At 46.5% G+C, this 14235-nt stretch carries 11 protein-coding genes; 5 read left to right on the forward strand and 6 right to left on the reverse strand.

The genetic code is table 11. From position 1 onward, the window contains the following. Positions 1-515: 515 nt before the first annotated feature. Together DVY93_RS07850 and DVY93_RS07855 are read left to right on the forward strand one after the other, a co-directional pair. A complete protein-coding gene (locus tag DVY93_RS07850; protein ID WP_193005230.1) occupies positions 516-938 on the forward strand; it encodes a YbaN family protein in 423 nt (140 codons plus the stop codon). A gap of 245 nt (positions 939-1183) precedes the next feature. Next, positions 1184-1393, forward strand: a complete 210-nt coding sequence (locus DVY93_RS07855) for a cold-shock protein (RefSeq protein ID WP_010201661.1) — start codon at positions 1184-1186, stop codon at positions 1391-1393. Between the two features lie 184 nt (positions 1394-1577). Here the strand turns inward: DVY93_RS07855 and DVY93_RS07860 are convergent, their stop codons facing one another. Further along, complete coding sequence (locus tag DVY93_RS07860; RefSeq protein ID WP_230710148.1) at positions 1578-2669, reverse strand: YeiH family protein; 1092 nt, start codon at positions 2667-2669, stop codon at positions 1578-1580. 155 nt (positions 2670-2824) lie between these two features. On the opposite strand from DVY93_RS07860, the gene DVY93_RS07865 reads away from it, so the two are divergent. Beyond that, the gene (locus DVY93_RS07865; RefSeq protein ID WP_230710149.1) at positions 2825-3760 is read left to right on the forward strand and encodes a LysR substrate-binding domain-containing protein; all 936 of its coding nucleotides are present in this window, start codon (positions 2825-2827) and stop codon (positions 3758-3760) included. Positions 3761-3935: 175 nt separating this feature from the next. Here the strand turns inward: DVY93_RS07865 and DVY93_RS07870 are convergent, their stop codons facing one another. Continuing rightward, positions 3936-4397 (reverse strand): universal stress protein, encoded by a 462-nt coding sequence (locus tag DVY93_RS07870; RefSeq protein WP_193005233.1) that lies wholly within the window; start codon positions 4395-4397, stop codon positions 3936-3938. Positions 4398-4842: 445 nt separating this feature from the next. Between DVY93_RS07870 and DVY93_RS07875 the strand changes: the two genes are divergently transcribed. Then, positions 4843-7884: an insulinase family protein gene (locus tag DVY93_RS07875; protein ID WP_230710150.1), complete on the forward strand. Its 3042-nt coding sequence runs from the start codon at positions 4843-4845 to the stop codon at positions 7882-7884. Between the two features lie 109 nt (positions 7885-7993). Here DVY93_RS07875 and DVY93_RS07880 read toward each other — a convergent pair whose 3' ends face one another. Together DVY93_RS07880 and DVY93_RS07885 are read right to left on the reverse strand one after the other, a co-directional pair. After that, on the reverse strand, positions 7994-9322 hold the full coding sequence (locus DVY93_RS07880; RefSeq protein WP_230710151.1) for a serine hydrolase domain-containing protein: 1329 nt from the start codon (positions 9320-9322) through the stop codon (positions 7994-7996). Positions 9323-9465: 143 nt separating this feature from the next. Next, positions 9466-10029: an NUDIX hydrolase gene (locus DVY93_RS07885; RefSeq protein ID WP_198333820.1), complete on the reverse strand. Its 564-nt coding sequence runs from the start codon at positions 10027-10029 to the stop codon at positions 9466-9468. A 526-nt stretch (positions 10030-10555) separates the two neighbouring features. Here DVY93_RS07885 and DVY93_RS07890 point away from each other — a divergent pair. Then, positions 10556-11293, forward strand: coding sequence for an NUDIX hydrolase (locus DVY93_RS07890; RefSeq protein WP_230710152.1), 738 nt, complete (start codon positions 10556-10558; stop codon positions 11291-11293). A 269-nt stretch (positions 11294-11562) separates the two neighbouring features. Here DVY93_RS07890 and DVY93_RS07895 read toward each other — a convergent pair whose 3' ends face one another. Beyond that, positions 11563-12906 carry an oxygenase MpaB family protein gene (locus DVY93_RS07895; protein ID WP_230710154.1) on the reverse strand — a complete coding sequence of 448 codons (1344 nt, stop codon included), beginning with the start codon at positions 12904-12906 and terminating at the stop codon, positions 11563-11565. 120 nt (positions 12907-13026) lie between these two features. Next, positions 13027-14229, reverse strand: a complete 1203-nt coding sequence (gene nhaA, locus DVY93_RS07900; RefSeq protein ID WP_230710156.1) for a Na+/H+ antiporter NhaA — start codon at positions 14227-14229, stop codon at positions 13027-13029. Between the last annotated feature and the right edge of the window lie 6 nt (positions 14230-14235).

A 14235-nucleotide genomic window follows, 5' to 3' on the forward strand; every position in this document is an offset into this window, starting at 1 on the left:
GTCATACCCTCGTCTAAGCTTTTTAGTACTTGTTTGCGAAAATCTAGGGAGTAAGTCATGGTCTTTATGATAGCAATTAGGTTTGATAATTAGTTTATAACACTTTTAAGTGGGATTGACTATATATTATCTGGCATATTAATTTGGCAAATTGCTGTAGCGATAAAAAGACATACTCAACGTTAAGGAACACCATGAACCATCTCACCGTCGGACAACGCGCGCCTCTAAGCAACCTTGCTATTGACGATACTGCCCCCATCAGGCTCATATTCACTTGCCAAAGTCCGGTAGAGGTGGACATGTTCTAAAAGCCACTTACCCAACCACTAACCAAACACACCTATTTATTGCAAAAACCTTGTAAAAATAGTCTTGTAGCATTTGTGGGGATATTGCATGCTGAATGTCCTATATAGGGAGTGATCGCAGGCAGCATGTTAGCCGCTTAACCTCTATGTATTAATAGCCGCCATTTACCATCAGCCACTTAATACGATCCAATGACATCATTTATGAGCCAAAACAAAAAAGTATTTTATTATCGCCCAAAGACCAATCAATCCACTAGTCCGACAGTACGTTGGACGTTTGTGACACTCGGTTGGATATTTTTTGTTTTGGGGATCATAGGGGTGCTGTTGCCCGTGATGCCGACCGCGCCGTTTATACTGCTGGCAGCAGGGTGCTGGGCGCGTAGCTCTAAGCGCTTTCATTTTTGGCTCATTAATCATAAATACTTTGGTAAATTTATTCGTGATTGGGAGGATCGCCACGCCGTACCGCTGTATGCTAAGTGGCTGGCAACGATCATGATGACCCTATCAACCGCCATGTTATTTTATCAGCTGCCTGCTGATATGATATGGGTGGCATGGCTGGTAGCGACCGTCTGTAGCGGGGTAGCAGTGTATTTGTTCCGTTTACCAAATGCCTAAAATGGTTGCAATTAGGACCAAAAATAGCGAAAAATTGGCTTCAGTTACATGAAATATGAGATAAGGCTTGCGATAAGCGGCTGTTCCCCTTATAATACGCTCAAGCTTAAGAGCAGTTCTGCACCAAATCATTACCTCGTAGTATTAGTTATAATCCTTCGTTTTAATATTTATCGTTCAGTAGCTATTTGCAAGCGTTACCGGTCACTAGGCCATTAAATAAATTTAAAAGTAGGATTATCAATATGTCAGATACTCAAAAAGGTACAGTTAAGTGGTTCAACGAAGCTAAAGGCTTTGGTTTTATCGCTCCAGAAACTGGCGCAGACGTTTTTGCTCATTACAGCGAAATCACTGGTTCAGGTTTCAAAACTTTGGCTGAAGGCCAAGAAGTTGAGTTCACTGTAACTCAAGGCCAAAAAGGCCCACAAGCACATAACATCGTTGCTATCTAATTTGTCTTTTATAGATAAATAATTAGATAAACAGATGTATAAAAAACGAGCCTTCGGGTTCGTTTTTTTTCGTCTGCGATTTAGGGGTAGCAGCCCATAGAACTAACAATGCCTACGATCATCGCGATGATCGTAGGCATTGTTAATGTTGAATCATAACAAATAGCTCAGTGGTAGTAATATACTAAATCAAGCTAATCGCAATATTGATCAAGCCCCCACCAAGGATCAGCCAAGCAAACATCATGGCACCCAAAATCAGCGGCTTAATGCCAGCTTGTTTGATGGCGCTTAAGTGGGTGGTCAGACCGAGCGCAAACATGGCCATCGTGAGCAGCACATCATCGAGCATGACCATACTATGTACCAATCCTGCATTCATCGGTACCCAAGTGTGTACTAGCACGACCGCAATAAAGATAAAGGCGAACCACGGGACTTTGACCTGTTGTATACGCTTCATGAGCGAAGGCCGATCACTATCGTCAATATTGTCGCTATTGTCTGTGGTTAAGGCAAAAGACAGCACAAGCAAAAAAGGCGCCAGCATCATGACCCGTATCATCTTGGTGACGACCGCCGTATCACCAACCTCGGTACTGATAGCGTTACCAGCCACCACCACTTGTGCCACTTCATGTATGGTTGAGCCGGTATAAATGCCGTATTGCTCGGCATTGAGCCAAGGTTGCAACCAACCCAGATGATATAAGAAGGGGTAGAGGAGCATAGCGATAGTACCAAAGACCACCACGGTTGCCACGGCGATAGTCACCTTATGCGCTTCCGCTTTGACGACTGGCTCTGCGGCTATCACCGCGGCGGCACCGCAAATACTGGCACCTGAGCCAATCAGTAAGGTTGTCTGTTTATCGACCTTTAGCCATCTTGTGCCTAGCCAATAGGTGAGTAAAAAGGTCGACGTCAATACTAGGGCATCCGTCATAATCGCAGGCATACCTACGCTTGAGACTTGTGTCAGTGTCAGCTTAAAGCCATAAAACATGATGGCGAGACGCAGTACCTGACCTTTAGCAAAGCCAACGCCCACACTTAAGCGATCAGCAAAACTAGGGTAGATGGTATTGCCCAATACCATACCCAGCAAAATCGCCAGCGTTAAAGAGGATAAGCCGACAACACGTCCATCTGTCCAAACCTCTAGGCTCACATCCAGCCACAAACAAAACAAACTGCCGACAAGTACCACCATTAACCCAGCCAAATGGCGGTTACTTGGGCAATAATGGGTCACTGTTTGGGCTAAGGCGTGCATGACTGTCTGTCCTATTGTCTAAAATCTAAATAAGCATAAGCTTATGAATAGACAGTATAAGCCACCACGAACTATAATAAAAACAGATTAATAAGATAGAAACTATCGATTTTATAGATAGATACTGATAAAAACAACTGAAGGTCGTATAAAACATGAAGAAAGCGGTGCAAACCTTACCGAAAATCACGCTAAAGCAGTTATCTGTCTTTGTCAGTGTTTACCAGACAGGTAGTACCAGCCGCGCCAGTGAAGCGCTACACTTATCACAATCAGCGGTCAGTAGCGCCTTGACTGAGCTAGAGTCAAGGCTGCAAATGCCGTTGTTTGAGCGGGTCGGGCGCCGGCTCAATCAGCATCCCAATGCCCATCCTATTTATGTGCAGGCGCAAGCGATCTTAGGGCAAGCGCTGACGCTGGAGCACTATCATAAGTACCAAGCAGGGCAGATTCATATTGGCGCCAGCACCACTATTGGGAACTATGTGTTGCCGCCGCTGCTGGCTAAGCTATATAAAGCGCTACCAGATGCGAATGTCGATATGTATATTGCCAATACCCAAGAAGTGGTTAGTGAGGTTGAGCAATTAAATATTGATATCGCTTTAGTGGAAGGGATGCCGCGCCCGACAGACATGAAAGCCATTGAGCAACGAGCGTGGCGGACAGATACCTTGATGGTCTTTGCCAAACGCGATAGTCAGTGGTTGTCAGGGTTGGCCGCCTATCATGCCGATGAACACTGTTATGAGCTTAATATTGAACAGTTGGCACGGCTGCCACTATTGGTACGTGAAGCAGGATCGGGTACGCGGCAAATTATCGATGAGCAGTTGCTCAAGTATCTACCCCATGCGGAGGTCGTCAGGGCGATTCAACAGTCGGAGGCCATCAAGCACATGGTCAGTGCTGACATTGGTCTGGGCTGTCTGTCGCAGCATGTGATTGAGACCGAGCTTGCGGCCGGAAAACTGATACAAGTAAAAGTGGCGGGTATCGATCTGTCACGGACATGGTGGTTAGTCTGGCATAAAGCCCGCCATCAAAGCCCCATTTGGCAGACGTTTATTGATATTTTGATAGCAGAGTGATGGTCAAAAACGCCTGTTAAAAAGCGCCCCATAGTCGGTGTCTATACGACGCTTTACACAGGTAAGCTTTGAGGACGCTTTACACAAGTAAGCTTTGAGGAAGCTTCATAAAGGTAAGTGGTGATACAAGCAACTTAGCTGAAGCGTTATATTTTAAGCTGCTTTATACTTTAAGCTAATTGGAAACTGGTTTGTCCAATCTAACCACTAAGCTGTCACAAGGCACGTTTGGCAAGATATTATCCGCTGTGGCGCCGCTCAGCCAAGCAACAATGCCATGGCGTTCATGACGACCAATCACCAATAAATCAACGTCGTGTTTGTGGCAGTAATTGACGATCCCTTCGCTATTCGAGATGGCGGTGGTCACTTCAGAATTGACGGCGTGTAACTGGTTGCGTTCCAAAAACTGCGCCAGTTTAGCCCGTGCTTCTTGGCAGCGCTCGTCATCAATTTCATCGTATAGGCTAGAGGCGGGAACCAATTCATAGCCAAAGCCAACCATGGTATCTTTGACAATATGCAGTACCGATAGCTTGGAACCGGGCCGGTTTTCAACGATACGCTTGGCCTTTTGAGCGACGATATCGGCATCGGACATTAAATCGGTGACCAATAAAATATGCTGGTAACTCATGAGCGGCTCCTTGTAACAGATGATTCTAACTATAGCACTACTGATAGCTGCTGTTAAGTAACATCATTAAACTGGGACAAATGAATATATGTAGGTTGCAGGTGGTGTCTTTTTAACAGTAGGCCTTTCTTGCTTATCTTTTAGGGCGTGCCTTGACTTATCAAACGCTCAGCCCCATCTAATACCGTTAGGCAAATTCCTATTGTTCGATGGAGCACTGCCACGAAATATGTAGCCATTAAATAAGAATATTACCCAAAAAGTTACTTAAAGATCTTTGTACATTGACGGATATCGATGACTGATCAAGTGGCTTATTTTGTACTCACTATTTTTACGTTTTTATTCATTATTGGTTTTTAACCAAGTATGCCGTACGATGTGCCACTTTTTATCAGCGTCACGTTAGTATCGGCTGGGTTAAAAACGCTTTATAAGGAACACTATGACTGACACGCTATTTACTGCTGACTTGACCCTGCATCCTGCTTTTGAGCTGATTGAGCATCGCCATATTGAGGCGCTTTCGATGGATGTGTTGATCAGTCAGCATGTTAAAACCGGAGCGATGCATTATCATTTGGCACACCCAAGTGATGAAAATGCTTTTTTGGTGGGCTTTCGTACCCAGCCTATGGACTCAAAGGGCGAAGCACATATTTTAGAGCATGTGGCTTTGTGTGGATCTGAGAAGTTCCCTGTCCGTGATCCGTTCTTTTCGATGATTAAGCGCTCGCTCAATACCTTTATGAATGCGATGACTGCTGCTGATTGGACCGCGTATCCGTATGCCACGCAAAACAAAAACGACTACTTTAACCTGCTGGCCGTGTATTTGGATGCGTCATTTTTCCCCAATATTCATCCGCTCGATTTTGCCCAAGAAGGCATCCGTGTTGAGTTAGACAGCGAGGACAAACCGCACTTTAAAGGGATTGTGTTTAACGAGATGAAAGGCGCGATGAGCGGTGAGATTGATCAGCTATATCACGCGGTTGCCCATCATGTGTTTCCAACGACCACCTATCATTATAATTCGGGCGGTGATCCTGCGGACATTCCTGACTTGACGCACCCTGAGTTGGTAGCGTTTCATCAAAGCCATTATCATCCCTCAAACAGCGTGATTATGAGCTTTGGTAATATCCCCGTCGCTGAGACGCAGGCGAAGATTCATGAAGATGCTTTAATCCAGTTTGAAGCAGGCAAAAAACACGTGTCGCGTCCAGAGCAGCGTCTGTCTGCACCAATTAGCGCAACCGACACTTATACCGCTGACGAAGCCGGTCCTGATCAAACCCACCATGTCGTCGCTTGGCTGCTGCCGTCTATTACTGATCCCAAGCAGCGTTTGGCGCTACGTTTATTAGAAGGGGTGTTGGTGGAACATGCTGGTTCACCGCTGCGTGCTTATCTTGACAGTCATCCGCTGGGTAAAGCGCCAAGTCCGCTGCTAGGACTCGATGACAGTCATTATGAAATGGTTTTTTATACCGGCCTACGTGGCTCCAACCCTGAGCACGCCGAAGCGGTAGAGCAGGGCATTATAGACTTGCTTACTGACGTTGCTAGCGCACCGATTGATGATGAAACGATTGAAACTATTTTGCATCAGATAGAAATTGATCAACGCCATATCGGCGGCGATAGTGTTCCTTATGGTCTAAATTTAATGCTAGAGGGCTTTAGTACGGCTATTCATGATGGCAATCCTATCGACGTCTGGGAAGTTGATGAGCATCTACAATGGTTGCGTGAGCAGGTCGTCGATCCGCAATGGCTGCCCAATTTAATCAAAACGCATTTGCTTGAAAACAACCACCGCGTCCGTGTCACATTGACACCAGACAGTGAAAAATCAGCGCGATTGGCCGCAGCAGAGCAAACTCGCCTTGATACCATCGCGATGGATTTGACCGCTGATGATAAAGACATCTTGCATAAGCAGGCGTTGGATTTGGCTGCGCGCCAAGCCGCGCCTGATGATCTAAGCTTGTTACCAAAAGTGGGCTTAGAAGATGTACCAACGGACATTAGCTTTAAACAAGGCTCGCAAAAAACGGTGCGCTTAAGTGGTCAAGACAGTACCTTGTTTGAGTATGAAGCAGGCACCAATGGTATCTACTATTATCAAGTCATCGTCCCATTGACCGATGCAATTGGTGAGGCTAACAACGACCAGTTACCAGTGAATGACGTCATTAATCACCCATTACTGCCTATTTATTTAAGCTTGTTGTCAGAGCTTGGTACCGACTCACTCAGCGCGCATGAAATGCAAGCCAAACAAGCGGCGCACTCCTCAGGGGTGACAGCGCGTATCAGCCAACGTACCAATGTCGATGACAGCCAGTCTATTAGCAGCTATTTTGTGGTGGCAACGCGGGCGCTGAACCGCAAACCTGAAGCGATTGATCTGCTAAAAGAAGTCATGGAGCACAGTGTCTTTACTGAGCATGACCGTATTAAAGAGATTTTGCAGCAGCGCCAAGCGGGCTGGCAATCTAACCTTGCGGGCTCAGGGCATTCTTATGCCATGCAAACGGCCAGTCGCGGCATGAGTCGTCAAGCACAGTTAGAGTATGTACGTAGCGGACTGCCGGCACTCAATGCGTTGAAAGATTTCTTAACCCATGCCAGTACTGACGATGCACAATGGGATAAGCTTGCGACAGGCTTGATGGATCTGCATCAGCGTCTCATTAGTCTGCCGAAACACGCTGTAATTATCTGTGAGGCTGAGCAAAGCGAGCGTTTGAGTGACTTAATTGTGGAGAGCTGGAAAGACAGTCGTGCCCCAGCGCTGGCAGAGAAGTTAACCAACACTGATAATGCCATTGACGCCAATATCCCAAGCGAATTTGCAGACTTGCACCTAAATGATGTTGAGGGTGAGTCAGTAGCAGTTGAAGATTTAGCCTGGCTGGTGCCGACCAACGTTTATCATAATGCCAGTGCTTATACAGTGCCCGCGGCTGACCATCCTGATACGGCTGCCTTGATGGTATTAGCGCCTTATCTACGTAATGGTTACTTACACAGTGCCATTCGTGAGCGCGGCGGTGCTTATGGTGGCGGCGCCGGTTACGATGCCAATGCTTGTGCCTTTAAATTCTTTAGCTACCGTGACCCACAGTGTGCTGAGACCTTTGCTCACTTCGATGCCAGTATTGAATGGTTGTTAAATGAGCCGCAAACGGATGAGCAGTTAGAAGAAGCTATCTTAGGTATTATTTCAGGTATGGATAAGCCTGGCTCTCCAGCGGGTGAGGCGATCAAAGCGTGCTTTGCCAACTTGCATCATCGCGGGGCAGACTGGCAGCGTAAAATGCGGGCAGCGATCTTGGCGGTGACGGTTGCGGATTTGCAGCGTGTTGCCAAGCAATACTTACAAGGGCAAAAGCACGTGCGTGCGGTCTTAGCGCCATATGACAAAGAAGCTCAGGTAAAAGAGCTTGGCTTTAACGTGTGCAAAATTAAAAGCTAAAAATCTACGTTGATTTGTGTGGTATAAAAAACCGCCGCTTTCAAGATAAATAGTGAAAGCGGCGGTTTTTATTTTTCATCGTTATTTTTTATTGTTCACTTTTAAGCCGTTACTTTGTTATCAGATAATTTGCGACAGCTTGGAAAGCAGGTATTGATGTCGGATCATTTTTGCCATTGCTGGCATCAGGATGCGAGGCAAAACGGACGATGACCATGTCGGCCGCTGGGTCCACATAAATCCTTTGACCATGGACACCGCGAGCCGAATAGACGGGGGTGGGATTGTCATATGACCACCACATGCTTTTATAACTGCCATTTTTGAGCTGTTTATAATCGGCTTTGGCAAAGGCATCCTTGTCGCCGCCAGCTTCGATATGCTCTACTACAGCGGCTGGGAACAAGCGCTTGCCATTAATGACGCCTTTATTTAGCATGAGGCTACCAATGCGTGCCATATCGTGCAAGCTTGCACTGATACCGCCGCCGGCAAACGGCGTACCTTTAGCATCAACGGTCATGTAGGCGCTTTGCTCTGCGCCGATTTTTTGCCAGATGCGCTCAGAGAGTAAGTCATCGACTGCTTTGCCAGTGGTGCGTGCAATGATCCACCCAAGCGTGTCGCTGTTGATGGTCTGATAACTAAAGGCATCACCATGCTCGCCTTTTTTCTGAATCGTTTGTAGGTATTCAAAATAGCCATTAGGACCGGTGTAGCCCTTAGGCTTTGGTAGCGGACTGGCGGCTTCTGAGTACTGCCAAATATCAGCATTGGGATCGGCGTAGTCCTCGCTATAGTCCAGCGCTGTCGTCATATCCATGACTTGGCGCACGGTTGCATCACCAAAGCCGCTGTTCGCCAGCTCAGGAATGATAGAGGCCACCAACATTTTATCGTCAAGCTTGCCTTCGGTTACAAGGATTTCTGCCAGTAAGCCCGTCATGGATTTGGTCATCGACATCGCTGCATGTTTCCCAAGCTCATTGAGGCAACCGTTTTGGCGCTCATACACCACCTTGCCGTGATGCAGGATCATAATACCATCTGTATAGTTGGCATCTAATGACTGTCGCCATGTCATTGGGCGATTACTGCCAGTGGGGATAAAGGGGATGGCATCGATGTTTTTATCCAGCTCATAGCTGAGCTTGGACGGCGCACCGATACCGCGACTGACTTCGGTAGTCGGCATCAGCTCACGGATATGACAGACTGTCCAGCGTAGCTTTGGAAAACTAAAAAAATCAGAGGATGGCTGCGCTATCAGCTTATCAGCTGGTGGCGGAAAGCCTTGCATCCACCCAAGCGTTTTTGGGTCTGACTCTTTGGCAGTGAGACGTGAGTCGTCTGCATGGCTTATGGTACTGATACTGGTTAGTGTCACGGCGATGGTCAGCGGTAACAGCGGTAAGGCGCGTTGCAACAAAGTCAGCATGATATTCTCACAAGTCAGATTGAGCCATTAACGTCAGGCAATAAAAAACCATTCTAAGAGACAACACTAAGCATTTAGCATAATTCTTATGAATGGCTTTTACCAACGACTTTTGTAAGGTATTTTGTACTTATAGTACGATGTTAATAGCGTTTGATGCTTTGATCTTTGCCGATGTAGTCTTGATGAATGGGGAACTTATCTAAACTATCGAATTGCTGACGGTCTTCAAAATAGCTTTTTAAGGTGCGGCGCACGGCCTCAAAGGCAATACTGTCCCAAGGGATGTCTTCTTCTGTAAATAAAGCACAGTCCAGACTTTCAGAGCCAATACCGTAAGCCCCGTCTTTTAGCTCGGTTAGGTAGATACTGTAGATTTGACCGATATCAGGAATGTCATACAGGCAGTATAGGTGAGGGTTGATAACGACCGCCTCTGCCTCTTCATAGCTCTCACGCGCTGCGCCTTCTGCCATGGTTTCACCGTTCTCCATAAAACCGGCAGGCAGGGTCCATAAGCCGTACTGTGGCTCAATGGCACGCCGACACAGCAGCACACGGTTTTTATGCACGACAAGTGAGCCACAAATCACTTTTGGATTTTCATAATGGATGTAGTGGCAATTTGGACATACCAATCGCGGTATATTATCTGTGGCTGGTATTTTGCGTTCTGCTTCATGACCGCATTGTAGACAATAGCGCATATCAACTGCCTTATGTAATGAGAAAAAGTGATGGGGTTATTTTAAGCGTTATAATGCTTCTTCTATTTATATAAGTTCTATAAGAAGAGTGAGACGTTAGCTTATCAGGCTTTTATCTGACAAATAACTGGCTTTAAGCTTAAGATAACACAAATTCTCACCGTACTGACATGGATGACAAAAACAGCACATTTTTACGATATTAGTGTTTGGTATTTTTGTCAGATAAGGGCGCGTACAACAGGCAGAGCAACTCAGTCACAGAAAGTATATGCAGTCATCGCCGGTTTGCGCTAGGCTTGAGTAGGCGCAAATACTGATGACCAATAGCGAGGCAATCTTTGCGAGCAGTCATCGATTCTGCTCTGCATTTTATTGAATGAGAAAATGTTATCCACTAGCACTTCCTAAATAGTATTCAATAACCTTAACTACTTGACCATGATATGTTTTATTTTTGAGGTTTAGGTGATAGATAGTTTATCGTAATGAGGTCAAACACGGATAAAAATACAGGGCAATTATAATGCTACTCCCACCGCAATCTATAAGTTTTGATGAATTATCAGTCGCTGTGCCCACGTTTATTCGTTATCCTACGCTCAGAAAACTGGCTGAGCGAGTACAGCACGAGACGTTAAATGCCGTGACCAGCCCAGCGTTATATGACGCCCACCACACATCGCATAGTGCGCGCATCTTGGACAGCTTATATCAAACACCGATTGCAGACGCATCAGTATTGGTGGCGATTACTCATGAACGCCACCCGAAGCTGCTCCTGACGCGCCGTGCTGCGCATATGAATAGCCATGCTGGTGAGGTGTCTTGTGCAGGGGGTAAGTATGAAATAAGTGATGGTAATAATGTCATCACAGCGCTGCGCGAAGCCTGCGAAGAGACAGCGCTCCCACCCAACAAAGTCCAATTGCTTGGTCAACTGCCCATCCAAACCTCCAAAAGTGGCATGAGTGTACGCCCAATTGTGGCACTCATTGCGCCAGATTTGATATTAGTGCCCGAACTGGGAGAGATCTCACGCATATTTTGGGCAGATTTTGAGTCGTTACTCACTCAGCCTACGGTAGAGTATGCGGTAGAATACACGATGCAAGACCAGACTGCGACCCTGCTAACGCCCAGCTGGCAAGTGGATGGTGAGACGGTATGGGGTCTGACAGGGCGAGTCATTGCAAGCTTATTAGAAACTGGCTTTGATCGGCAGCTTGAATGGTATTACCGTATACAAAATACCCGTCTGTAGAGAATATAAATCGATAGTCGATCATGCCAAGCCATGAACAATGCCTGCCTAGTGTGGTGCTATGCTAATGACTATGGATAATGTCTAAGAACCCTCTATTTATTTATAATAATGTTCGGAGTGATAGTCCCTCCAAATAAAAGTAGGGACCAAAAAAGGCGTTCTGCTGGTATAAGTCTTCCTTTTATGCTGTGCCGTTGCCGACAGAAGCTTTAAAATATCATCCCACAGCACGGTACTCTTTTACTTATACTCACAGCACTGTGCTTCTACTTATAATAATCATCGTTTTTCTTTAGCCACCAGTTCATATTGTCTTGGCGTTTGGCGCGAAACGCTTCTAATTTTTTATCAATACTTTGATTGTGCTGCCGGGCAGTATCAAGCGCAAACAAGATGGGCACGGAAGACAGTACGCCAAACCGTATCTTTGATTTTGGTAAATCCAAGCCATCACCAATGTCATCACCGACCAAAGTACGCGTTACGCTGGCATTGACCATCTCAACGAAGCGCCCTCGGCGATTGTCCTCGCCCATAAGCTGTCGCGGTAAGTCGTGCAAGGCTTTTGCCAGTGGCTGTCCCATTTTAAAGTCAAGCTGCTGAATGGATAGATACGTATATAGCCACTCCCAACACGCCGCTTCATCCTTCGGCAAGCGCTGTAAATCAACGCCCATCCAATAGCTAGCAAGATTCCATAAGTGCAGAATACCTTCGGCTTCCTCCTTGCTAATACGCGCACCAAGCAGTCGTAACCCGCGCATGATCAGCAGCGAAAATTGCAAATGGGTGGCGATCATATCGGTCTGGTTAATTGGTACACCCCAATAGGCCGTGTTCCAGCTGCCATCAGGATTGTGGTGCTGATCGGCCTCTGTTAGGTCACCTTTGGCTGCATTGCCTTTCCCGTTGAGGAGGTTTTGACGCACTAAGGTGTGAATTTGCCGCACCTTGATAGACTGCCGCCAGCCTTCAGAGCCAATGGCCAATACTTGCTCGATAGGTTTGCGTCCATGGCGCGTGCTCATATTCGATTGAGGGTGCTCAGAGACAGCTAAGATATAAGCATAAGTACGCATCAGGCGCGGCAAGGCATCATGCATCAAAGCGCCAGTTTGAATCAATGGCAGCGAGAGGGCAGGAATACTGTACCCTGCCATCAGGGCGACGTTACGCAAGAGCCAAATTAGCATCAGCGGGTAGCGTCGATAGGCGACTGCACCGATCTGGGCAAGCTTAGGATCGAACCAATCAGGATGACTGCCAAACTGCTCGGTTAACGCGCAAAAAGAGGGGTTGTTTTTGAGGGTGTGATTGAAGCCGTTGTTAATAATAATTTGCTGTAAGGGTTTTGCAAAACGAACGCCCTCAGCCGCCAAAGCATCTGCCAGCGGGTCGCCAATATCATAACCGGCGACCATCTCATTTAACAACTCTTGAGAGATGACAAAATCTTTTGGTAATAAATAACGTTTGATTCGCTTTAGCACTTGCAGGTCGCTATGGTCGTCAATAGCGGTGGTACGACCATGACGCTGATAGGCATCTATCGATTGATGGTGCTGATGATCAGGGTCGATACTTTTGGGCATGATGTTATTCTGATCCATGTTTATCAAGTAGCCATGTTTATCAAGTACTCTTATTTATCAAACAGCCTTTATCCTCTTGTATTATAAAACAAAGAGCTACTTAGCCATTGATACGCTGGCAAGTAGCTCATTGTACGCTTAGTGTGGACGAGTCAAATCGACTGACGTACCACTGATATTGTCTTTTAGGCTGACTTTAAGCATGAGGTAACCGGCGATACCAGAGACGATTGAACCCATGATAATACCTAAGCGCTCATCGAACAGTGTTGTGTCACCAGCAAATGCCAAACTGCCAATAAACAAGCTCATGGTAAAGCCGACGCCGCATAATAAGGCTGCACCATATATCTGTTTATAATTCATACCTCTGGGCATGGTTGAGATACCAAGCTTAAATATCAACCAGCACATGATCATAACGCCTAGCTGCTTACCGATAAACAGACCCGCGGCAATCCCAAGTGGTACCGAATGGAATAGCTCCGCCACACCTGCACCTTCGAGCGATATACCCGAGTTGGCAAACGCGAATATTGGCAATATACCAAAGGCCACGGTGTTGTGTAGGTCGTGTTCCAACTCTTCCAGTGGCGAGTGCTCAGGATCCGTACGGTCAAACATCGGAATAAATAGCGCTAAAACTACCCCGGCTAAGGTGGCGTGGATACCGGATTTGAGTACCGCAATCCACATGATGACACCAATGAGCAGATAAGGCGTGATGCTGGTGACGTTGCGGCGATTGAGAAGATATAAAAACGGCAGACACAGTCCCGCCACTGCTAATGACTCTAGTGATAATTCACTGGTATAAAACAAGGCAATGATCAAAATCGCGCCAATATCATCAAAAATAGCAATGGATACTAAGAATACTTTTAAGGAGTTGGGTACGCGGTTACCTAGCAGACTCAAGATACCAAGGGCAAAGGCAATGTCAGTCGCTGCTGGAATGGCCCAACCTTTCCAAAACTCAGGCTCATTATAATTAAAGAGCAGGTAGACCGCCGCTGGCATAATCATGCCACCTACTGCTGCCCCAGCTGGTAGTATGATCTGTTTGACGTTAGACAACTCACCGATCAACACTTCACGCTTAAGCTCAAGCCCCACTAAGAAAAAGAAAACAGCCATCAGACCATCATTGATCCAGTGGTGAGCGTCTTTGGCAATGGCGAAGTTACCGATTTGAATGGCAACAGGTGCGTGGATAAAGCCTTCGTACCACACACTAAGAGGGGAGTTGGCAATGATCATTGCAGCAATGGCGGCCAGTGCTAAGACAATACCGCCTGCTGCCTCAAACTCAAAAAATGCCTTAATCCTTCGTATTGCCATATCATC

The sequence above is a fragment of the Psychrobacter sp. CCUG 69069 genome (genome assembly GCF_021023115.1).
GTDB lineage: Bacteria > Pseudomonadota > Gammaproteobacteria > Pseudomonadales > Moraxellaceae > Psychrobacter > Psychrobacter namhaensis.

Bases quoted from the DNA above. Each gene is read 5' to 3' on its own strand.
- DVY93_RS07865 (WP_230710149.1), top strand. From the start codon at position 2,825: ATGAAGAAAGCGGTGCAAACCTTACCGAAAATCACGCTAAAGCAGTTA.
- nhaA (WP_230710156.1), bottom strand. From the start codon at position 14,229: ATGGCAATACGAAGGATTAAGGCATTTTTTGAGTTTGAGGCAGCAGGC.
- DVY93_RS07875 (WP_230710150.1), top strand. From the start codon at position 4,843: ATGACTGACACGCTATTTACTGCTGACTTGACCCTGCATCCTGCTTTT.
- DVY93_RS07860 (WP_230710148.1), bottom strand. From the start codon at position 2,669: ATGCACGCCTTAGCCCAAACAGTGACCCATTATTGCCCAAGTAACCGC.
- DVY93_RS07895 (WP_230710154.1), bottom strand. From the start codon at position 12,906: ATGGATCAGAATAACATCATGCCCAAAAGTATCGACCCTGATCATCAG.
- DVY93_RS07850 (WP_193005230.1), top strand. From the start codon at position 516: ATGAGCCAAAACAAAAAAGTATTTTATTATCGCCCAAAGACCAATCAA.
- DVY93_RS07855 (WP_010201661.1), top strand. From the start codon at position 1,184: ATGTCAGATACTCAAAAAGGTACAGTTAAGTGGTTCAACGAAGCTAAA.
- DVY93_RS07880 (WP_230710151.1), bottom strand. From the start codon at position 9,322: ATGCTGACTTTGTTGCAACGCGCCTTACCGCTGTTACCGCTGACCATC.
- DVY93_RS07890 (WP_230710152.1), top strand. From the start codon at position 10,556: ATGCTACTCCCACCGCAATCTATAAGTTTTGATGAATTATCAGTCGCT.
- DVY93_RS07885 (WP_198333820.1), bottom strand. From the start codon at position 10,029: ATGCGCTATTGTCTACAATGCGGTCATGAAGCAGAACGCAAAATACCA.
- DVY93_RS07870 (WP_193005233.1), bottom strand. From the start codon at position 4,397: ATGAGTTACCAGCATATTTTATTGGTCACCGATTTAATGTCCGATGCC.